The 21,221-nt window shown below is 47.3% G+C and carries 13 protein-coding genes; 2 read left to right on the top strand and 11 right to left on the bottom strand.

Going from position 1 to position 21,221, the window contains the following annotated elements:
• Window positions 1–236: 236 nt before the first annotated feature.
• The 5 genes from ACW6QF_RS09010 to ACW6QF_RS08990 form a co-directional block, all read right to left on the bottom strand.
• Window positions 237–3,476, bottom strand: coding sequence for a S41 family peptidase (locus ACW6QF_RS09010; RefSeq protein ID WP_456087563.1), 3,240 nt, complete (start codon window positions 3,474–3,476; stop codon window positions 237–239).
• Between the two features lie 966 nt (window positions 3,477–4,442).
• Window positions 4,443–6,245 (bottom strand): RagB/SusD family nutrient uptake outer membrane protein, encoded by a 1,803-nt coding sequence (locus ACW6QF_RS09005; protein ID WP_456087562.1) that lies wholly within the window; start codon window positions 6,243–6,245, stop codon window positions 4,443–4,445.
• Window positions 6,246–6,266: 21 nt separating this feature from the next.
• Window positions 6,267–9,602, bottom strand: a complete 3,336-nt coding sequence (locus ACW6QF_RS09000; RefSeq protein ID WP_456087561.1) for a TonB-dependent receptor — start codon at window positions 9,600–9,602, stop codon at window positions 6,267–6,269.
• A gap of 87 nt (window positions 9,603–9,689) precedes the next feature.
• Window positions 9,690–10,676, bottom strand: coding sequence for a FecR family protein (locus tag ACW6QF_RS08995; RefSeq protein WP_298549123.1), 987 nt, complete (start codon window positions 10,674–10,676; stop codon window positions 9,690–9,692).
• Window positions 10,677–10,895: 219 nt separating this feature from the next.
• Complete coding sequence (locus ACW6QF_RS08990; RefSeq protein ID WP_456087560.1) at window positions 10,896–11,471, bottom strand: RNA polymerase sigma factor; 576 nt, start codon at window positions 11,469–11,471, stop codon at window positions 10,896–10,898.
• A 119-nt stretch (window positions 11,472–11,590) separates the two neighbouring features.
• Here ACW6QF_RS08990 and ACW6QF_RS08985 point away from each other — a divergent pair, with 119 nt between their 5' ends.
• The gene (locus tag ACW6QF_RS08985) at window positions 11,591–14,854 is read left to right on the top strand and encodes a S41 family peptidase (protein ID WP_456087559.1); all 3,264 of its coding nucleotides are present in this window, start codon (window positions 11,591–11,593) and stop codon (window positions 14,852–14,854) included.
• 176 nt (window positions 14,855–15,030) lie between these two features.
• Window positions 15,031–16,590, top strand: a complete 1,560-nt coding sequence (locus ACW6QF_RS08980) for an ATP-binding protein (protein WP_456087558.1) — start codon at window positions 15,031–15,033, stop codon at window positions 16,588–16,590.
• On the opposite strand, the gene ACW6QF_RS08975 is transcribed toward ACW6QF_RS08980, so the two are convergent.
• The 6 genes from ACW6QF_RS08975 to ACW6QF_RS08950 all read right to left on the bottom strand — a co-directional run bounded on the left by ACW6QF_RS08975 (window position 16,585) and on the right by ACW6QF_RS08950 (window position 20,993).
• The gene (locus ACW6QF_RS08975; RefSeq protein ID WP_456087557.1) at window positions 16,585–17,211 is read right to left on the bottom strand and encodes a lysine exporter LysO family protein; all 627 of its coding nucleotides are present in this window, start codon (window positions 17,209–17,211) and stop codon (window positions 16,585–16,587) included. The genes ACW6QF_RS08980 and ACW6QF_RS08975 overlap by 6 nt on opposite strands.
• Complete coding sequence (locus ACW6QF_RS08970; protein WP_298549110.1) at window positions 17,208–17,486, bottom strand: LysO family transporter; 279 nt, start codon at window positions 17,484–17,486, stop codon at window positions 17,208–17,210. Before ACW6QF_RS08970 ends, ACW6QF_RS08975 begins: the two co-directional genes overlap by 4 nt.
• Before the next feature lie 13 nt (window positions 17,487–17,499).
• Window positions 17,500–17,895 carry a hypothetical protein gene (locus ACW6QF_RS08965; RefSeq protein ID WP_456087556.1) on the bottom strand — a complete coding sequence of 132 codons (396 nt, stop codon included), beginning with the start codon at window positions 17,893–17,895 and terminating at the stop codon, window positions 17,500–17,502.
• 58 nt (window positions 17,896–17,953) lie between these two features.
• On the bottom strand, window positions 17,954–20,251 hold the full coding sequence (locus ACW6QF_RS08960; RefSeq protein ID WP_456087555.1) for an ATP-binding protein: 2,298 nt from the start codon (window positions 20,249–20,251) through the stop codon (window positions 17,954–17,956).
• Between the two features lie 142 nt (window positions 20,252–20,393).
• A complete protein-coding gene (locus ACW6QF_RS08955) occupies window positions 20,394–20,720 on the bottom strand; it encodes a hypothetical protein (protein WP_456087554.1) in 327 nt (108 codons plus the stop codon).
• Window positions 20,721–20,738: 18 nt separating this feature from the next.
• Window positions 20,739–20,993, bottom strand: a complete 255-nt coding sequence (locus ACW6QF_RS08950) for an RNA polymerase sigma factor (RefSeq protein WP_298549102.1) — start codon at window positions 20,991–20,993, stop codon at window positions 20,739–20,741.
• Window positions 20,994–21,221: the final 228 nt, after the last annotated feature.

Raw genomic sequence — 21,221 nt, 5'->3', positions numbered from 1 at the left:
GGCCGCAGAAGAACCGTCGGTATCGGCAATCCCAAGAGAAAGCGGAGCTTTCTTGGAAAGGCCTAAGCGGACGGGCGTCAAGCGGAGGGCAAAGGTGAAGCGGCAAGAGCCTGCGCTGTTTGAGCGAAGCGAGTTTCGCAGGCGACAGCGGAACCTTTGCCCGGAGTAGACCGGACGGTTAAGCCTTGATCTTTTGGTTACTTTTGGATCAAGCCAAAAGTAACAAGTAAACAATATTATTTAGAGAAATCTCTCGGTGCCGGCACTCCCGGTAGCGGTTTGCGGTTCCGGAGTTCTTTCATCACCTCCTGGATGGCGCGGTCGAGCTGCTGGTCTTCACCGTTCCATTCCTTGACGGGATCGTTATCGATCAGGATATCGGGATCGACACCATGATTCTCGATAATCCAGTTTCCGGTCTTCGGATCGAAACTCGTGAAGAAAGGCACGCGGATGTCCGTCCCGTCCATATAAGGCAACGAGCCGCTGATACCGACGATACCGCCCCACGTACGCGTCCCGATCAGTTTGCCCAATCCCAACGCACGGAAACCCCACGGGAAGAGGTCGCCGTCGGATGCCGAGTATTTATTGATCAAGCAGACTTTCGGACCTACCTGCACGGCATCGGGGACAGTCCCGATACGGGCGGAACCGCGACGCATCGTCAGCCGGTACGGTTCGCGGGAAAGGCGTTCGAGGATCATCGGCGAAACATTTCCACCGCCATTGGCACGGTCATCGATAATCAGGCCTTCCTTATCGAGCTGCGGATAGAAATAGCGGGAGAATTCGTTCAGTCCTTCCGGTCCCATATCCGGGATATAGATATAGCCGATCCTGCCGTTCGACGCTTTGTCGACTTTCTTGATATTATCCTGTACCCAGTTATAGTGATACAGAGAATATTCTTCTTCCAACGGACTGATCACGATCTTGCGTGCTCCCGCCAACTGCGGCTTGCTGTTCAGCGAAATCTCCGTCGGGACATCCGCCTTGCCGACCAGCAACGAATACATATCTTTCACACTGTTTGTCGGCACACCGTCGATTGCCACGATAAATTCGCCTGCCTTCGCGTCGATGCCCGGTTCCGTCAGCGGAGAACGTAGCGACTTGCTCCAGGAAGCGCCCGGCAGTATCTTTTCCAGACGGAAGAAACCACTCTTGTCACGAGAGATCTCGGCTCCTAACAGCCCCGTTTTAATCCGGTCGGGACGTTCTGTCTCACCCGGATTCACATACGCATGCCCACAGTTCAGTTCGCCAATCATCTCACCGATGATGTAGTTCAAATCCAGACGTGTCTTGGCATACGGGACAAGCACCTGATATTTCGCCTTGATCGCATTCCAATCCATCCCGTGCATATTCTCCAGATAGAAACCGTCACGATAAGCCCGCCAAGCCTCATCGAAAATCTGTGCCCATTCCTTCGGATAATCGACCGTGATCTTCATGTTCGACAGGTTCACCGGATCGCTCAGGTCTGCTTTCCCCGAAGGGATATCCGTCACATAAAGGGCATTCCCTTTGAAGAAGAGCGCTTTCTTGCTGCCGGGTTCGACATCCATAGAAGCGCCGTCGGCCACCACGTCTTCCTTCTGCTTTTTCAGGTCGAATACTTTCGTGCCGCCGCGTCCCCAGTAATAAACTTTATTTCCATCCGAGTAGAAACTGCCATAATAGGAAGGGCTCACAGGCAGTTTGACGATGCGGTCCGTAATACCGTCGAAGTCGATCTTGACAACCGGAGCGACAGCTTCTTCCTTTCCAGTCTCCTCCTTCTTTGCCGGAGCGTTTTTCTTCGCTTCATCTTCGGCCACGGCAACCTCAGAGTCCTTTTCCATAAAAGGAGAAGGAGTGTCTTTGGAAAGCAGCGCCAGGTAAACCCCGTACATATTATTATAGACATGGTTCCATTCCAGCGATCCGTAGGTCGGATTGAAATCGCGTGCGGATGCAAAGATCAGATATTTGCCATCCGTACTGAATACCGGGGAAGAGGAATTATACCACTTATCCGTCACCGGGTATTCTTTCTTATCAGCCAGATTATAAACATAGACGATGCTATTTTCATTGTCTCCCGTACGAGTATAAGTCAGCCATTTGTTATCCGGCGAGAAAGTCACGCCCCGCGGTTCGCCCATCGGGTCCTGCAACAAGGTCGTCACCTGTTTTGTAGCGATATCCAACAGGTTCACACGGTTCTTGCGATCCGTATAGACAACCGTCCTGGAATCCGGGCTCAGTTCGAAACCGCGGATATAGGTATCGTTGTCCTTTGTCAGCTGAACAGGTCCGCCGCCGGTGGCATCCTGCATATAGAGTTCCGTCTCTCCGGTCGCATCCGAAATATAGACAATGAATCTGCCGTCGGGCGACCATTGCGCATCGCGGTCATGTGCTCCCGGCGAACGGGTGATATTCTTTGTCACCCCCTTCTCTACCGGCAGGTTGAACACTTCGCCGCGGGCAGTCACCACCAGACGTTCACCATCGGGCGACAGGCTGGCCTCGGTAATGTAGCCGGCTCCGTCCTTGATTTCGCTACGGGCATAGATATTGTCGGAAGCCAGGGTGATATCCACCTTTTCAGGCTTCTTGCTCCCGGCATCCATCTTATAGATATAACCGCCGTTCTCGAAGACGATCATATTGCCGTTTGCGCTGGGGAACTTCACGTCGTATTCGGTAAAGTCCGTGACTTTATCCGTCTGTCTGGTCTTCGTATTATAAACGAAGATATTCATCGTCCGGTCACGGTCGGAAAGGAAAAAGATTTCGTCTCCGATCCACATCGGGATAATGTCCTGGGCAGGATTGTCCGTAATGTTTTCGACTGTCTTCTTATCAGGATTATAGATCCAGATATCATCCGCCATTCCGCCCTTGTAGTATTTCCAAGTACGGAACTCCCGCATAACACGGTTATAAGCCAGCTGTTTGCCATCGGGAGAATAGCTGCAAAAACCACCTTCGGGAAGTGGAATGACTTCGGACAAGCCTCCCTCCTTTTCCACCGTGAACAACTTCCCGCTAAAGCCGTCGCCGATACGGTTGCGGTACACGATCCGGCTACCGTCAGGCGTCCAGGTCATAACGATGTTGTTCGGTCCCATACGATCGCCCAAGTCATCCCGGCTGTTCGTTGCCGTATAGGTCACGCGCAGCGGTTCCCCGCCCGTCACCGGCATGGTGTACACTTCCGTATTACCATCGTATTGCCCGGTGAATGCAATCGTTTTACCATCCGGAGAAAAACGGGGAAACATTTCGTATCCCACATGCGAAGTCAGACGCCCGGCTTCGCCACCCGTAACCGGAACCTTGTAGAGATCGCCTGCATACGAGAAAACAATCTCATTGCCGTTCGTAGCCGGAAAACGCAACAAACGCGCTTCGTCCGCCGCCATCAACAGTGAAGGGGCGCCAGCCAGAACCAATAAAGAAAAGATAAGTTTCTTCTTCATACCTATTATCGTTTAGTCTGCCGACAAAGGTAAAAAAAGTAAAGCTCAAAGTATGTTCCTGCGCAGATATTCCTTTATTTTCCACCATAATAATTGCCGTTTCGCGGCTAAAAGAGACCAACCGGGCAACATCCTTCCCGTGCGCTTATAAAACTCAGGATCACAAACCAATATGCACTGCCGGTCCATGCTCGACGCGGAAAACAAACAGATACGGCCGTCCTTCAACAAAATGCCCAAAGTATCCCCCTTCCGGACAAAACCGGCGATATCCACAAAATTAATAATACCGATTGATGAAAAAGAGAACGAAGAGTCTTTAAACTCCACATGATGCAGGACGACATAGGATCGCAATTGCCAAAAAAGTTCAGTAATATTGACAGGATCAAGTTTTTTCGAAAGAGACAACAACCAATGCTCCTGAAAATTTGAGATAGATAAAGGTAATTCCATATTTGCTTAAATTCAACCTGAAAAAATCCCGTATATCCAACAATTCCCAAATTGGATGGTTATTATAAAGAAACGTGGGAATTAACAACATACACTCGATTAAGGACCTCGAAAACCTATAACTAGTTGTATGCAATAATTACCCACGTTTTTTATCTTGAACATGCAAATGCATAAGCATCCACCTTGTACGACAAGACAAAACGTGAACAAAATTCACATACTATCTACCAGTTATTCTGAAATTTCGAGGTTTCAATCGAGAGATAATATATAAACTTTCGTGTTCACCACTAAAGTTGTACCAGCGATAACGCTTTATCCGGCTTACAGTACGCGGCAAAGATAAACAGAAGATTTAAAAAACCGATATTCCTCCCAGCTTTTTTTCACGGCTCTTCAGAAAAACACAAAAAGCCGGCTACAGACGGAATATCATCTATTCCATCGTAGCCGGCCGTTTTTTAATTACTATCTGTTTTCTATATCGCTTAACCTCCGAGCACAGGCTTAATAGTAACCTTCATTCTGTTCTTCGCTGAGTTCGCCGACAGGATTCAGACGGTCGATGTGTTTCTGCGGGATAGGACGAAGCTTGTGATACGGTTTGATGTAGATTGCATCCGGGTTGTATTTCTTCACCCAGTCGTACAGCAGTTCACAACGCACCAGGTCTTCCCAGCGGTTGGTTTCTCCCAGCAATTCACGCCCGCGTTCGTTCAGGATAAATTCGATAAAGTCACCTTGCAGGTCGGCGGGAGAAACTTTCAGTGCGTCATAGGTACTCTTCGTATCGTTCACTCCACCTTCAAAAAGCCAGATCTGCTGGTCTTTCTGTTCCCCCTCGGACCAGGCGGCACGCTTGCGGACCACATTGATATATTCGGCAGCCTTGTCGAAATCCCCTTTACGGCCGGCAGCTTCCGCAGCCAACAGATACGTTTCACCCAAACGCATACGCACCCATTCGCGAGAACCCTTTTCTTCGGATACGGAAGGTCGGTTCGGATCGAGATATTTCACCAATGACGGGAAATAACGGATCGAATGCATTTCACGGGGGAAATAAGAATACGTATAGTTGGCACGGAACTTACGCATATCGTTGCTGTTCGATTCGTATCCGGTCTTTTCCATCGTATAATAAATAGCTGTATCGCCATGCTGGAATTTCAGTTGGCCGGTAACCTGCCCTTTCGAAGGATCCGGATTAAAGTAGACAGTGCCATCATAAGACAGGGATTCCCAGACGGGCAACGTATTTACATTATTGGCATAATATACCCACTTGAAACTCTTGTAAAAACGTGAGTCGTGCAGGCGGTCGTACAGATCATCCATCGTCTTCTTGGTAGCCACATGACGGCGGTACGGACGGCCGTTGGCAATGTCGCGCAACATGCCCGGCTGGTCTTCATACCAGGACAACCAATAGAGATGCTGCCTGTTGCCATCACCGTTAAACATCGGTTCGGTCGTGAACTGTACGGCAAACACGACTTCGGAATTTCCCTGGTTGCTGATATCCCACAGGGAAGAGAAGTTTTCCTGAAGAGTAAAAGCGCCACTGTTGATCACCTTCTCGGCATAGTACAGCGTACTGTCCATATCGGTTGCTTTCTGCCCACGCTGGTCACTGACGGCGCTACCGCGAGTCAGATAAACCTTGGACAACAGATGTGCAGCCGAATAGCAGGTAGCCCGGCCCTTGGTGGCAACCTTTTCAGGCAGATTCTCCACCGCATTGCGCAAATCGCTTATAATCAAATTATAGATATCGGCAACCGGAGCACGTTTGAAGTCCGTACGGATATCAAAGCTACCTTCGGTAACCAGGGGAATGCGTCCGAATTGCTGTACCAGGTCGAAATAGAGGTAAGCGCGGATAAACTGCATTTCCGCATAGCTCTGCGATTTCACATTCTCAAGCAAATCCTTTGAATCCAGGATCTTCTGCATGGCGATATTGGCATCGCTGATTCCCTTGTAGTGGTTTTCCCACATCTCATACAGAATACCGTCGTCCGGGTTCAACTGCGTTGCATATTTATTATACGATTCGCGGTTATTGCCGTCTTCCCCTTCCGTGAACAGGTCCGTACCGTGCTCGGTCAACACATCGAAACGTTCGCCACCGACTCCCCAACGGAGGAAACCGTAGGCCGCCGTAATGGCAGCATTAACCCCGGCTTCCGTTTCGTAATAATCGTATGACATCACCGGAGCGTCGTCTTCGCTCAACCAACTGCTGCAACCCGATGTGGAAAGCGTCAGGCCTGCCAGCATATAGTAATATATAGATTTCATTTTCATTCTTTATTTATAAGATTAAAATTACAAAGTCATGTTTATACCGAAAATCCAGGAGCTGACGCTCGGAGTACCGAAACCGCTACCGCCCGTTTTAGGATTACCGGCATCGTCCACTTTGGCAGCTTCCGGATCGATACCCGTGTAGTTGGTAAAAATAAACGGGTTCTGGGCGGTAAAGTAAACACGCAGTTTCTCAACCAGGAACTTCTTGGTCAGGTTCTTCGGCAACGTATATCCCATCGTCATTGTCTTCACACGCAGGAAGTCCGCTTTTTCATAATAAGTGGATGTGATGTAGATCGGACGCTCTTCGTCGATACTCGGACGCGGATAAGCGTTCGTCGGGTTGTTCGGTGTCCAGTAGTCTACTTTCACACCGCCGTTACGTCCGCAATGTTCCACCGCATAAATATCGTTATACAGCATAGCGCCGAAGCTCGCATACAAAAAGACCGACAGGTCGAAACCTTTATAGTTGAAAGTATTCACCATGCTGGCAATCAGTTTCGGACGCGGGTTACCCAAAATTTGCTTATCGGCATCCGTAATCTTATAGTCGCCGTTCACATCCTGTATCTTGATATCTCCCGGAGCGAAATCCGTTCCGTTGGCGGCAAATTTCGCCATCTCGGCAAGGTCGGATTCCGTGTTCTGCCAGATCCCTACTTTCCGGTAGTCATAGTGGACATTCACCGGCTGGCCGATAAACCATTTGCTACCGATATCATCGTTTTTGCCATTATACAGTTCCACGATTTCTTCCTTATTAGAAGACAGCATCAAATCGGTTGTCCACTGGAAATCCTTCGTGTTGATGTTCAGAGAGTTGATAGAGACTTCTATACCTTTGTTGCGTGTCTTGCCCACATTCGAAAGCACGTTCGGGAAACCGGAAACAACCGGCAACTGGCGTTTCAGCAACAGATCATGCGTATTCTGCATATACAAGTCGATCGTACCGTTGATGCGTCCTCTCAACACACCGAAATCGATACCCAAGTTCCACTGGTCCGTCGTTTCCCACGTCAACAGGCTGTTCGCCATCGCGTTCGGGGCATACCCGATCGTTCCCGATGCACCGTTATCGAACGGATAGCGGATCAACGACAAAGTACCTTTTGTCTGGTAAGGATCAACGGCCGAGTTACCGGTCTTACCGAAACCGAGTCTCAGTTTCAGGTTATCCAACCATCCGGATGTACCCGACATGAAAGATTCTTCATTGATGCGCCATGCCAATGCGGCGGAAGGGAAAAGCACCCACTTATGTCCGTCGGCCAAACGGGAAGAACCGTCGTAACGGGCGGAAACCGTCAACAGGTAACGTCCCAAATAGTTATAATTGATACGTCCCATGAAGGAAGCCATATTCCACTTGACCATCGAGCTGCCGATCGTGTTGGTCACCAAGCCCGACCCCAGATCATAATATTTCAGGTTATCCGCCGGCAGGTTCTCCATTGCGACGTTCACGTTTTCCTTTTTATCTTCCTGGATGGACTGCAACAGAGTCACGCCCAATGTGTGTTTGTCGTTGAACGTCTTATCGTAGAAAAGCATGTTTTCCAGGGTAAACATCGTGTACTTGTCTACGGCATTTCTTGCGTATGAAGTACCCATACCGCGGTTGCTCGTTTTTGCGGATCTGAACTCGTAATCCTGTACCGTGCGGGCGTCGACACCTAAATTGGAACGGAATTTCAAGCCGTCGACCGGCAGTTTGATATCCAAAGAATAGCTACCTAAGTAACGGGTAGTCTTCAACGGACGGTCCACAGCCCCCGGAACAAGATCCATCATCGTATTATATACATTATAAGAACCCGGCAACGGAATAATCTCGCCATTCTCATCCCACAACTGGGCCAACGGGCTTAAACGCCAACCACCGGCAAGCCCTGCCCCGCGTTGCTGGATGGCATGCGAATATTGTGTCTGCGCCCCGATCTTCACATATTTGTTGATCTCGTGGTTCAGGTTCAAACGGATCGAATAGCGTTCATAATCCTCATCCTTGAAGATACCGTTATTCTTATTGTAGGTAGCGGAAGCCAGGAAGTTCGTCCGTTCGCCACCGCCGCGGATACTCAACTGGTGGTCGGTCACCATACCGGTGCGGGTCACATGATCCATATAGCGGGTCGTACGCACACGGGACGGATAGTAAACGCCATCGTCACCCCAGCCCATCATGACCGATTCCATGATCGACGGGTCGCGTGTGAACCCCGGACAGACCATATCCTGGTCCCTTGAAGCCACATCCGAGTTGTAGCGGATCGAATTATTGCTCGTATTGCGATAAGACTCGCGCGTATATTCGGCATATTCCGGACCGTCCCAGAAATCGAGCTGGTTCAGGATTGTCTGCGCCCCGACATAGCCGTTATAATCGATCTGCGTCTTGCCTGATTTACCTTGCTTGGTGGTGATCAGGATCACACCGTTCGCACCACGAGCACCATAGATAGCCGTTGCCGAGGCATCCTTCAACACTTCCATAGACTCGATATCCGACGGGCTGATTTCGCCGATACCGCCGGTAACGGGAACACCGTCGATCACATACAACGGATCGTTGCTGGCCGTGATCGAACGTTTACCACGGATCATCACGCTCGGAGTCGAACCCGGCGACCAGTTGGAGTTGGAAACGACAACACCCGGAATACGTCCCTGCAATGCTTCCGATGCGGTGGAAGTCGGAACAGCCGAAATCTTGGATGCGTTTACGGAAGCGACCGATCCGGTCAAGTCTCTTTTCTTCACCGTACCATAACCGACCACGACCACTTCATCCAACCCCTGTGCATCCTCCTTCATCAGGATATCGAAGGTATTCTTGTTATCGACCTTCACTTCCATCGGCAAAAAACCGATATAGGATATTTCCAACATTTCCCCCGGAGCCGCCTCCAAAGAGAAGTTACCGTCCATGTCCGAGATGGTCCCGTTGGTCGTTCCCTTGACTACGATATTCGCTCCGGCCACCGGAAGACCTGTTTCATCGGTAATCACACCGGATATTTTCTTGGTTTTTTGTTGTTTCACGGAAGCCTGAGCTTTGACGATGACGATCGTCTTGTTGCTCACTTTGTAGGAAAGACCGTGTTTTTCCAGCACCTGGGACAGGATATCCTTTAACGGGCGATTGGAAGCGGAAACGACCACATCCGGATTCTCGCTCAGAATGATATCCCGGTAAACAACTGAAAAAGAAGTCTGTGCCTCCAGATTCTTAAAAAACTCTTTCAATGTGACATTCTGCAAATTCATTGACATTGTTTGCGAAATGTCTTGTGCGTACAGCGTTGTACACAAAAACAGGAGTGCTGCACTCCGAAATACTTTCTTCATGACTATGATAAATAGACTTAAGTTAGAATTAAACAATTGATTTTTAAAAACACTTTTTCTTAGATTTCACCTGTTCATCTCATAGGCTCATTTTATTTTTAATTGGTTAGACTTATTAATCGTAACATTGTTTCCTGTGATTTCATAATTAAACCCGTACTGGAATTTGAGCGCCTCCATGACATACGGGAGTTGTTCGTCTTTGAATGAACCGGAAATCTGGTCGTTCGCAATCTCCGGGCAGAGCAGGTCGATATGTACTCCATACCATCTTTCGATCTTTTGGAACACCGAACCCAACTTCTCCGATTCGAACACCAGATGATTTTGCGTCCACGCGGTTTCTTTTACATTGTCTGTATTGTGAAAACTGATTTTCCCATTATTTTTCGAATAGATCGCTTTCTGCGACGGTTTCAGGATAAAACTTTCAGAAGGCGACTTGGAATCGTAGAGGCGCACGGAGCCTTCAATCAAGGAAGTCTCTACAAAATCATTCTCCTCATACGAATAGACATTGAAGCAAGTCCCCAACACTTCGATATTCAGATTGCCGACCTGCACGACAAACGGATGTTTCCTGTCCTTGGAAACCTGGAAGTACCCCTCGCCCTTCAAGCGGGCGACACGCTTTCCGTTGACATAGGCGTAGGACAAAGAGCTTTCCGAATTCAATTTGACAGAACTCTTATCCGGCAAGGTCAACTGCACCTTATCTCCGGCCGGAACTTCCGCCAAGAAAGAAGAGTTCGCATTTTGCAATTCATGCAGAAGAGAAAAGTTCCACGCCGTAACGGACAAGACGGCAATCACGGCCGCCGCCGCCACGATACGGGACCAGCGTATGGAGATCTTAGGAGGATGTATCTGCAAACGAAGTCTCCGATGAATTTCCCGCTTACGGCCGGCTTCCATAGGCGGATAAACCGTATTCTCATTCCAAAACGCTTCCATCCTTTCGGACAGTTCCTGGTCCGAAAGATGATTCAAGGACTCCTTGAAGGCCTCGAAGTCTTTCCGGTTGGTCTTTCCGCTTAAGAATTGAGAATATAATTTATTGAATAAATCGGTCATAATTTATCGCTTGTTTATAGTTACACGAAGGAGTACAGAAAAAGTACCAGACGTTTTCATATGTTCTAAAGCATATTTTCTGTTTCATGCCGAGGAAACTTTTGTTTCATGCCGGTGAAAATAAATTTTCCCTTGCATGAAAATTTATTTTCACCTAAACGGAATAACTGAAAAAATTCAGGGAATCACTTGAGATGCAGGGAATGTTTTCTGACTTTCTTATATGAAAAGGGCAAAAAGATAATTATATTTCCGGAGTTCCTCACGCAGGATCTTCAAGGCGGCAGACAAATGATTCTTTACCGTTTGCTCGGAGATATCCGAAAGGGCGGCTATTTCGGCGTTGCTCATTCCCTCCTCACGGCTCATTTCAAAGATATTCCGTTGCGCGGGAGTCAGTTTTTGCTTGGCAAGCGCTAACTTGTCGACAAAGTCATCGTAATAGATTTTTTCAACTGAAGTATTGTCTAACAGGTTCTCATCTTCGCAAAAGCGGATGTAATCTTCAAAATCGGGACGGTTGATCTGTTGGCGGAAAGCATCGATCACCTGGTGCTTGGCAATCGTAAACAACATGGATTTGAAGGAACCTTCGACAGAAAGGGAGGCACGCATGTTCCACAACTTGAGAAACGTCTCCTGCACGATGTCCTCGGCCTGGACGACAGACTTGGTATGCAGCAAGGCGAAACCGTACAAAGAATCCGCGTACATATTATATAATGTATCGAACGCTTCATATGAGCCTCGTTTAAGTTTTTCTATAGTATTGCTATGTATCGCTGTTTCATGCATATTCACCCTCACTTTGAGTTCGTAAAGATAGAAATAAACTACAAAACGGCTACTATTAAGTTTATTTATCTCTTTTTTTATAATAATGCCGTATCTTTATGCCCATAAAAACGCGAAGCATGAAATCATTATTTATCCTGACTTCAGCACTACTATTTACGACAAACGTGCTGGCCGAAAACGATCCGTTATGGATGCGCTATCCGGCTATTTCTCCAAACGGTGAAACGATTGCCTTTACCTACAAAGGCGATATCTACACCGTTCCGGCAAACGGTGGCAAAGCTACCCAGTTGACAACCCATCCGGCTCATGATACGCGCCCGGTCTGGTCGCCTGACGGCAGCAAGATCGCATTCGCTTCGGACCGGAACGGAAATTTCGACATCTTCGTGATGGACAAGGAAGGGGGCAGCCCGAAACAGTTGACCACCCACTCCGCAAACGAATATCCGGAAACGTTCAGCGATGCGAAACACATCCTCTACTCGGCTGCGATCCAGCAGGATGTGAAAGACAGCCAGTTCCCATCCGGACAATTCCCGCAGATCTATGAGGCCAGCCTCGACGGGAGCCGCCCGGTTCTCTATTCGTCCCTGGCCATGGAAAGCCTGGCATTGGACAAGAAGGGCGACAAGCTCTTATACCAGGACAAGAAGGGATATGAAGATCCCTGGCGCAAACACCACCAGTCCTCCATCACGCGCGACATCTGGTTGTGCACGCTCGGCCCGGAACGCACCTTCCGGAAGATCACTTCCTTCAAGGGAGAAGACCGCAATCCGGTATGGGCGGCGGACGGCTCCTCCTTCTATTACCTGAGCGAGGAAAAGGGAAGTTTCAATATATTCAAGAACGACCTGACCGGCAAGAACAGCCGGCAGATAACCAACCATACCACGCACCCGGTCCGCTTCCTGACTTCCGACAACAGCGGCAACCTCTGTTACGGGTATGACGGCGGGATCTATACGGTCAAAGAGGGCGCACAGCCGAAGAGAGTGGATGTCCGGATCATTTCGGACAAGGTGGAGAACGACCTGATCCACCAGCTCAAGACAAGCGGGGCCACCGATATCGCAGTTTCCCCGAACGGAAAGGAAGTCGCCTTTATCGTGCGCGGCGATGTATATGTGACTTCGGTGGATTACGAAACGACCAGACAGATCACCAACACGCCGCAGCAGGAACGCGACCTCGATTTCAGCCCTGACGGACGCTCGTTGGTTTACTCGGCCGAACGGGGCGGGACCTGGGGAATTTACCAGAGCAGCCTGGCACGCAAGGACGACAAATACTTCACCTACGCGCAGGAATTGAAGGAAGAGCCGTTAGTGGTAACCTCGCAGACCTCTTTCCAGCCGATGTACTCGCCGGACGGAAAAGAAGTCGCTTTCCTGGAAAACCGGACAACGTTGCGCGTGATCAATCTCAAGAGCAAACAGGTACGCACCGTTCTGGATGGTAAGTATAATTACTCCTATTCGGATGGTGACCAGTATTATCAATGGTCGCCCGACAGCAAATGGTTCCTTGCCAAATATATCGCGATCGGCGGATGGAACAATACGGACATCGTATTGGTGAAAGCGGACGGTAGCGGCGAAATGACCAACCTGACCGAAAGCGGCTATTCCGACAACAACGCCAAATGGGTCCTGGACGGAAAGGCGATGATCTGGTCGTCCGATCGTGCCGGTTACCGCAGTCACGGCAGCTGGGGAGCGGAAGATGATATTTACATCATGTTCTTCGATGGCGAAGCATACGACAAATTCCGTCTTTCCAAAGAGGAACAGGCTTTGCTGGACGATGAAAAAGAGGACGAAGGCAAGGATAAGGACGAAAAAGACAAGGACAACAAGAAAGACAAGGATAAAGACGGCGACAAGAAAAAGGACGAAAAGGCAGACAAGCCGGTCGAACCGCTTAAATTCGACCTGGCAAACCGTAAAGACCGTATCATGCGCCTGACCGTCAACTCGTCATTCTTAGGCGACGCCGTCCTGACGCCGAAGGGCGACAAACTGTACTATTGCGCCGCATTCGAAGACGGTTACGACCTGTGGGAACACAACTTCAAGGAGAACACCACCAAACTGCTGATCAAAGGTGTCGGCGGCGGAACAATGTTCCCCGACAAGAAAGGTGAAAACATCTTCCTCGTTTCGAGAGGCCAGTTGAAGAAGATCGAGATCAAGGACAGCAAAACGAAACCGATCGGATTCAAAGCCGAATTTTCATATCGTCCGGCGAAAGAACGCGAATATATCTTCCATCACACCTGGCGCCAGGTATTGGACAAGTTCTACGACCCGAAAATACACGGCATCGATTGGGCCGGATATGAAAAGGCATACGAAAAGTTCCTTCCGCATATCAACAACAACTACGATTTTGCAGAAATGCTCTCTGAGATGCTGGGCGAACTGAACGGTTCACATACCGGCGCACGCTACCGCTCGGCTTCTTCCGCTCCTTCAACCGCCAGCCTGGGCGCTTTCTATGACAACAGTTACGCAGGCGACGGCTTGAAGATCGAAGAGATCATTGCCAAAGGCCCGCTGACAAAAGCCGACACCAAGATCCAACCGGGCTGCATCATCGAAAAGATAGACGGCACGAGCATCAAGAGTGGCGAAGATTATTATCCGCTATTGAGCGGCAAGGCCGGCAAGAAGGTACTGCTGTCCGTCTACAACCCGACCACCAAAGAACGCTTCGAAGAACAAGTCAAGCCGATCACCTACGGCACACAATCCGATCTGCTTTACAAGCGGTGGGTGGAACAGAAGCGCCGGATGGTCGACAAGCTGTCGAACGGAAAGATCGGATATGTGCATGTCAAAGGCATGAACAGCGAAAGTTTCCGCGATACCTATTCCGAACTGTTAGGCCGTTGCCGCGAGAAGGAAGCGGTGATCGTCGATACGCGCCATAACGGTGGCGGCTGGCTGCATGAAGATCTGGCAATCCTGTTGAGCGGCGAACTGTATGCCAAATTCACTCCACGCGGACAATTCATCGGTAATGATCCGTTCAACAGATGGCTCAAACCGTCTTGTGTGCTGATGTGCGAAGACAATTACTCGAACGCCCACGGTTTCCCCTGGACATATAAGACACTGAAAATCGGCAAACTGATCGGTGCTCCCGTACCGGGAACAATGACCGCCGTATGGTGGGAATCCCAGATCGACCCGTCGATCGTCTTCGGTATCCCGCAAGTCGGCATGAAGGACATGCAGGGCCGTTATCTCGAAAACCAGCAACTCGAACCCGACATCGAAGTCTACAACTCCCCCGAATCACAACTGAAAGGCGAAGACCACCAGCTGGAAGAGGCGGTAAAAGAGATGTTGAAAGAGATAAGCAAGAAATAAAAGAAAGAAGTGTGTTAAGACACCCCATCCCCACGCTTGAAGGCCATAGCATCAAATGCGGGAATGGAGTAGTTTTAACACACTCTTTCTATTCTGTTAAACTTTAGCCGGACAGATTGTTATATACCAAGAAACACGTATCTTTGTAATATTCAGAATCCAAAAATCATTTCATTATGAGCAAGATCTATCCCATTGGCATTCAGAACTTCGAAAAAATCCGTAAGGATGGATATTTCTATATTGATAAAACAGCTTTAATTTATCAATTAGTTAAAGCCGGCAGTTATTTTTTCTTGAGCCGTCCTCGCCGCTTTGGGAAAAGTCTGCTCATTTCTACTCTCGAAGCCTATTTCGAAGGGAAACGTGAACTCTTCAACGGACTTGCCATAGAAAAATTGGAAAAAGACTGGGTGAAACGCCCGGTCCTGCATTTAGATCTCAACACAGAGAAATATGAGACCGCGGAAAGCATAGAGAATATACTAAACAACACACTTTGCCAATGGGAGAAAATCTATGGGACAGAACCCTCGGAAATATCTCTTCCGCTTCGTTTCAAAGGAATCATCCGGCGAGCAGTAGAAAAGACCGGACATCGTGTTGCCATCCTTGTAGACGAATATGATAAACCAATGCTGCAAGCCATTGGCAATGAAGATTTGCAACAACGTTTTCGCGAAACCCTGCAAGCCTTTTATAGCGTAATCAAAACAATGGATGGTTATATCAAATTTGCTTTTCTGACAGGTGTAACCAAGTTTGGCAAAATAAGCGTATTCAGTGCCTTGAATAACCTGATGGACTTATCGATGTGGAATGATTATGTTACTCTATGCGGCATTACCGAACAAGAGCTGTATGACAATTTCGATGATGGCATAAAAGAATTGGCCCAAGCCCAACATCTGACTTTCGAAGAGACATGTGCCAAACTGAAAGAGTCTTATGACGGTTATCATTTTGCAGAGGACAGCATCGGTATATTTAATCCGTTCAGCTTACTGAACACGTTTACTAAACGAAAATTCGGAAACTATTGGTTTGAAACCGGTACGCCGACCTATTTAGTAGAATTGCTTAAGATGCATAATTATGATCTGCACCTTATGGCGCATGTCGAAACAGACGAAGATACGTTGAACAGCATCGATTCTTCTTCTACTGACCCTATCCCTGTCATTTATCAAAGCGGATATCTAACGATTAAAGGTTATGATCGCCATTTCGAAATCTATCGTTTAGGTTTCCCGAATCGGGAAGTGGAAGAGGGCTTTATGAAATTTCTTCTCCCGTTTTATGCAAATACGACCAAAGTTGATTCATCTTTCCAGATCAAAAAATTCGTCCAAGAGATACTAAATGGTGATTATGATTCTTTCTTCCGCCGCCTACAAAGTTTCTTTGCCGACACTCCCTACGAACTTGTCCGTGACCTGGAACTGCATTACCAGAATGTGCTTTTCATTGTCTTCAAGCTGATCGGTTTCTATGTAAAAGCAGAATACCGAACCTCCAATGGCCGCATCGATCTGGTTCTACAAACGGATCATTTCATCTATATCATGGAATTTAAACTTGATGGCACAGCCGAAGATGCCCTCTGCCAAATCAATGAAAAAAAATACGCCCTGCCTTTTGCTTCCGATCCCCGCAAGCTGTTCAAGATTGGCGTGAACTTCAGCAAGGAGACACGGAATATTGAGAGGTGGGTAGTAGAAAAAACAGATCTATAACGAGCAGAAGAACGACACAAAGAACGGAACCGTAAAATCTACAATAATCCCATGAAAAATTGAAATGAAAACAAGGTCTTTTCCTGAATAGCGGGTGATGATCGGCAAGGTCGTATCCATAGTCGTGGCGCCGCCGGCACAGATAGGAGACAATCTGCCGAAATATTTGACAAAAAGAGGCGCGCCGAGAAGAGCCATAATCTCGCGCATGATATTTGCCATCAAAGCGATCGTCCCTAATTCGGTGGCGAGCTGGACACCCAAAGACGGTTCCTTCAACTGGGTAATCAGGATAGACGAAAGAGAATAATAGGCAAAACCGCTTCCTACTGCCAGGCAGTCAAAAACGCTCCACTTAGTAAGCAACAGGCTGACTAAAGCCGAAAAGACCAACGTCCCGGCAATCGTGGCAAAAGGGACCAAAAGCAGTTTCGGACGAATACTGCCGAGAATCTCCTTCAGTTTCTTATCACTGCCGATACTGAGCCCGACCTGAAACATCAGCAGATATAAGACATATACCGTAATGTCGTTTTCAGTAATGGCATCCGGCAACCAGCCGCTCCATCCCAACAGGCAACCGAGGGCAAAGAATCCTACAACGATCAGGCTTCCTTTCATCTGCGGCTCCTTTCTTTAAAAAACAGGTGATAGACTCCCCAGCCAGCCAGCACGCTCCCCGCCGTGCTGGCCAAAGCAAGCAGAAAAGCCTGGCCGCCTAACGTGGCAAGGTTATCGACTATTTCCTTATTTGCACCGACGGATATTCCCAAGAGGAAAAGAAGCAAAAGGATCGTGTAAGAAATAGGTCTGCCGATCTTTTGCAAAAGTTCGATTTTGCGCAAAAGATAGCCTGCGGCAATACCCGCAAACATAATACCGATGACAGTGAACATAGATGAAAACGGATTATCGAGCTTGGACGGCTTTGACTGTTTTAGTGAATACAACAGGGATCGCCATGCCTTCCGCATTTGCATTTCCGGTCAGCTTATTCTTGTCTTCCTGTTTAAAAGTCAGAGAGACATAAGTTCCGTCCACATAAAAATTACATTTATAGGAATTATTTTCCTTTTTGATTTCCTTTACAGTCATTTCAGTGCCGCTGATCGTGAAAACGGCGGACAGGTTCTCACCGGTTTTCTTGATCTGGCAAGTTCCTTCCTGATAGCCGTAAGGAGCATCTGGAGCCGAGAAGTTCCACATTCCGACAACCATGCCGGGAGTAAGATCCTGCGCATTAAGCGACAAACACATCATCATACAAAGAAATGCCACAAATACTTTTCCCATATTCGTCTTCATAATAAAATAGAATTAAATTAGACTTAGCGCTTCAAAGATAAGAAAATGTTTCGGTTTATCAGCAAGGCAGCCATGCCCAGAAAGTCGACCCTTTGCCCGCAACAGAGGAAAAGCCGATTTTTCCTCCGGCTGCTTCGATAATCGCTTTGGATATGGCCAGCCCCAAACCGGTTCCCTGTACAAAATCATTGAATTTCTGGAAACGGGTAAAAACTTTGCTATGCAATTCTTCCGGAATGCCGATACCGGAATCTTCGACATACACCCGGACGCCGTCTTCTTCCATGACATATCCCATTTTTATAGATCCGGATTTCGTGAACTTCATCGCATTCGTCAAAAAATTCATCCAAACCTGCCTCAAACGGTTCTTGTCTAACAGGACCCAGCATTCCTGCATAGAATTATCCAAAACGAATTCTATTTCCGGATTCGTATTCTTGGATTTGGCAATTGTGTACAACTCATCGGTTAGTTTAGCCAAGTCAAACTCTTCTTTTTTTCGTTCGACAACCCCCGATTCTATCTTTGAAAGATCCAGGATGTCATTGACCAATCGCAATAAAAGTTCGTTATTCGACTGTATGATATCCACATATTTCTCTTTTTCTTCTTTATCGTCACATTCCAGCAAGAGTTGTGAGAAACCGACAATGGCATTCAACGGAGTTCGAATTTCGTGACTCATGTTGGCCAGAAATGCCGATTTGAGTTTATCGGAAAGCTCCGCCTTTTCTTTCAACTCCTTCAATTCCTGAATCATCTTTTCCCGCTTCGTATTGTTGATCGTTAAGCCCGTATACCGGATGCAACGGCCATTTTTATCCTTCTCGACGGGTATGCCTGTGACCAGCAAAACCTGCCAATCCTTATCCCATTTCGTCTTGGAATGATACTTAAAGCTGAAATCATGATTGATTCCCTGAGACATGTGGTCAAAACATTTATGCAGGTTTTCATGATCATCCGGATGGGCCGCTTTCAGGTACTCGTCGAAAGTAAAAACCTTTTGTGATTGATAATCGTTTACCGGATCGTTAAAGGCCCTGAACTGATTGGTCTTGACATCGAAATCCCAATAGGACATGCCGACTGTCTTAAAAGACAGTTCTATCTTGTTGCTCCTGTCTCTCAGCTCTCTGTTCAATTTTTGCAATTGGGGTATATTTTGCCTGAATCCCGTAAAACGGACCACATCGCCTTTTTCGTCCCATTCGAAGGGAACACTCGTGAAGTCGCAATATTGCCAGGTATCGTCATATTTGGTTCGAAGCCGGCAAGTGAAATTGTTCGTACTGTCTTTGCCTTCAAGCATGGATTGTATGGCATCTGAAAAAATGGGAAGGTCATCAGGATGTATATATTTTACATATTCGTCGATCGTTATCAAACGACCGCTTTCATAATCATTGACAGGATCGTTATAAGATTCGAATCTTCGGGTATGCACATCAAAATCCCAATGGACTATATTACTTACTTTCATGGTCAACTCTCTTTTTGCCAAGAGATCCTGAGCTTTTTTTTCCAATCGGATCTTATCTGTTACTTCCAGTTCCGTCCCTATAATCTCCAGACGGCGTAAATGTTCGGAAGAAAGCCTCATTCTACTTTCATAATAACGATATTGTTCCCGAATATTGTCATATAAACGCAACGTGACTTGTCCGTATTGTATCTTCCTGTCGATCAATTGAGCAAAAAGTTGCCGCACGACTTCCCGGTCTTGCGGATGCAAAAGCCCGATTACATCCTCCATTGTCATGTCGTCGCACGCCACAGGAGTTCCGTACAAAGAACTGAACTTATCTTTCTCGATATCATACACCCATGAAGACATATGGGTAGCGTCCATTGCCAGTTCGAGGTTCTTTTTAGTTTCTTCTGTCCTGAACTCGGCCTCTTTTATTTTTGTCACATCGTTCGTAAGTAGTGTGTGCCCGATGATCGTTCCTTTTTTATTCCGGATAGCAAAGATTTTCACTTCATAAATCATCGTATCCTTATTCATGCTCTTATAATAAGAGTTACGGTTTATCTTGTCGAAATCATATTCGAACTCCAACGTTATATTTTCTCCGTTTTTGATTTTCCCCAGAAGATCTTCATTTACGTAGGGACTCTTGAAAAGGTTCACGGTGTTCAAGACTGCCTTCCGGTCTTCGATCCCATACATTTTTAAAGCATAGTCATTGATGCTCCGCAAAACACCGTCCGAATCGTAAACCTCTATACCGATGGGCAGATCAGAGGAAATCCCTTCTGAGAACAAAAACCGTTCATGAATCAGTTCAGACATTTCTTTATCAAAAGTAGCCGCCTCATTCATATCCGAATTAATACTGTCTTGCTCCATTTCTCCCCTATTTTTTATCAGATTAAACATTTAATGCGAATAGATGACGATTCCTGCCATCTTGTTGCAAATGTAGAAACAATAAAGATTAAACTGAAGATAATTCAGAAAAATAATGAAAAAAGCCCGATATCGGAAATTCCTAATCAGGCGTAAAAAATAAAGTACCTAAAAAGAGCACCAGGATCGCAAAGCAGATAAGGGTAATCACACTTAATATCGAGAAAAGCAAACGTTGCCGTTTTTTCCGGCGGATGCAGGCGATGCGTTCAATGATCCTATTATCGAATTCGCAGCCTAACGGAGGAAGCTCTTCGGCCTCCGGAACCTGAAACCAAACCTGATAGGGACGAAATTCAGGGGGAATGGCATCACCGGAAAAGAAGTGACGCAGTTCGCGTTCTTCCTCTACGGTAGTGATGCATCTCCAATATTTGTCGAGCAATGCATGTATCCGGGTATAATCCATATCTCCTTTTCTCTAAAATTACCTGACGGCAAACCGTTCCCGGTCGTCCGGACAAGGGCAGGCATTCCGCAAAGCGAGGTTACGCGTCACCATCAGGCAGTAGGCCGGAAGGTCTTCGATGACCATCCATGTTTTCCGCTGGTTCCACACCTTTAGCAGGGTTTCCTGCACGACCTGTTCCGACAAGATACGGTCTCCCGTGATCCGGAAAGCGGCTCGGTACAGGTTGTCCTTTAAAGGTAAAATACGTTTTATGAATTCGTCTGTTCTCATCTCTGTTATAATAGACGAGCAAGGGCAGGGGAAGGTTGCAAATTTCACGGACTTTTTTTTCGAAGAAAAGCAGGATATACGCGTATATTGTTCTTTTTCATTATATTTCCTCTATAAATAAAGAGCACGTGTGCTCTCCACTGCCCTTTGTTTGAAAGTCAGTATATTAATTTCCTCTTCGAGCTTTATATCTCAAACACATTTTCGTGTACAGATGTAGTTTTGTGA

Source organism: Parabacteroides sp., assembly GCF_977054455.1.
The sequence above is the reverse complement of the archived record's forward strand: the minus strand, read 5'-3'. Positions and strand labels throughout refer to the sequence as shown.

Excerpts from the sequence above, each read along its gene's own strand:
- ACW6QF_RS09010 (WP_456087563.1), bottom strand. The coding sequence starts at position 3,476 with ATGAAGAAGAAACTTATCTTTTCTTTATTGGTTCTGGCTGGCGCCCCT.
- ACW6QF_RS09005 (WP_456087562.1), bottom strand. The coding sequence starts at position 6,245 with ATGAAAATGAAATCTATATATTACTATATGCTGGCAGGCCTGACGCTT.
- ACW6QF_RS09000 (WP_456087561.1), bottom strand. The coding sequence starts at position 9,602 with ATGAAGAAAGTATTTCGGAGTGCAGCACTCCTGTTTTTGTGTACAACG.
- ACW6QF_RS08995 (WP_298549123.1), bottom strand. The coding sequence starts at position 10,676 with ATGACCGATTTATTCAATAAATTATATTCTCAATTCTTAAGCGGAAAG.
- ACW6QF_RS08990 (WP_456087560.1), bottom strand. The coding sequence starts at position 11,471 with ATGCATGAAACAGCGATACATAGCAATACTATAGAAAAACTTAAACGA.
- ACW6QF_RS08985 (WP_456087559.1), top strand. The coding sequence starts at position 11,591 with ATGAAATCATTATTTATCCTGACTTCAGCACTACTATTTACGACAAAC.
- ACW6QF_RS08980 (WP_456087558.1), top strand. The coding sequence starts at position 15,031 with ATGAGCAAGATCTATCCCATTGGCATTCAGAACTTCGAAAAAATCCGT.
- ACW6QF_RS08975 (WP_456087557.1), bottom strand. The coding sequence starts at position 17,211 with ATGAAAGGAAGCCTGATCGTTGTAGGATTCTTTGCCCTCGGTTGCCTG.
- ACW6QF_RS08970 (WP_298549110.1), bottom strand. The coding sequence starts at position 17,486 with ATGTTCACTGTCATCGGTATTATGTTTGCGGGTATTGCCGCAGGCTAT.
- ACW6QF_RS08965 (WP_456087556.1), bottom strand. The coding sequence starts at position 17,895 with ATGAAGACGAATATGGGAAAAGTATTTGTGGCATTTCTTTGTATGATG.
- ACW6QF_RS08960 (WP_456087555.1), bottom strand. The coding sequence starts at position 20,251 with ATGGAGCAAGACAGTATTAATTCGGATATGAATGAGGCGGCTACTTTT.
- ACW6QF_RS08955 (WP_456087554.1), bottom strand. The coding sequence starts at position 20,720 with ATGGATTATACCCGGATACATGCATTGCTCGACAAATATTGGAGATGC.
- ACW6QF_RS08950 (WP_298549102.1), bottom strand. The coding sequence starts at position 20,993 with ATGAGAACAGACGAATTCATAAAACGTATTTTACCTTTAAAGGACAAC.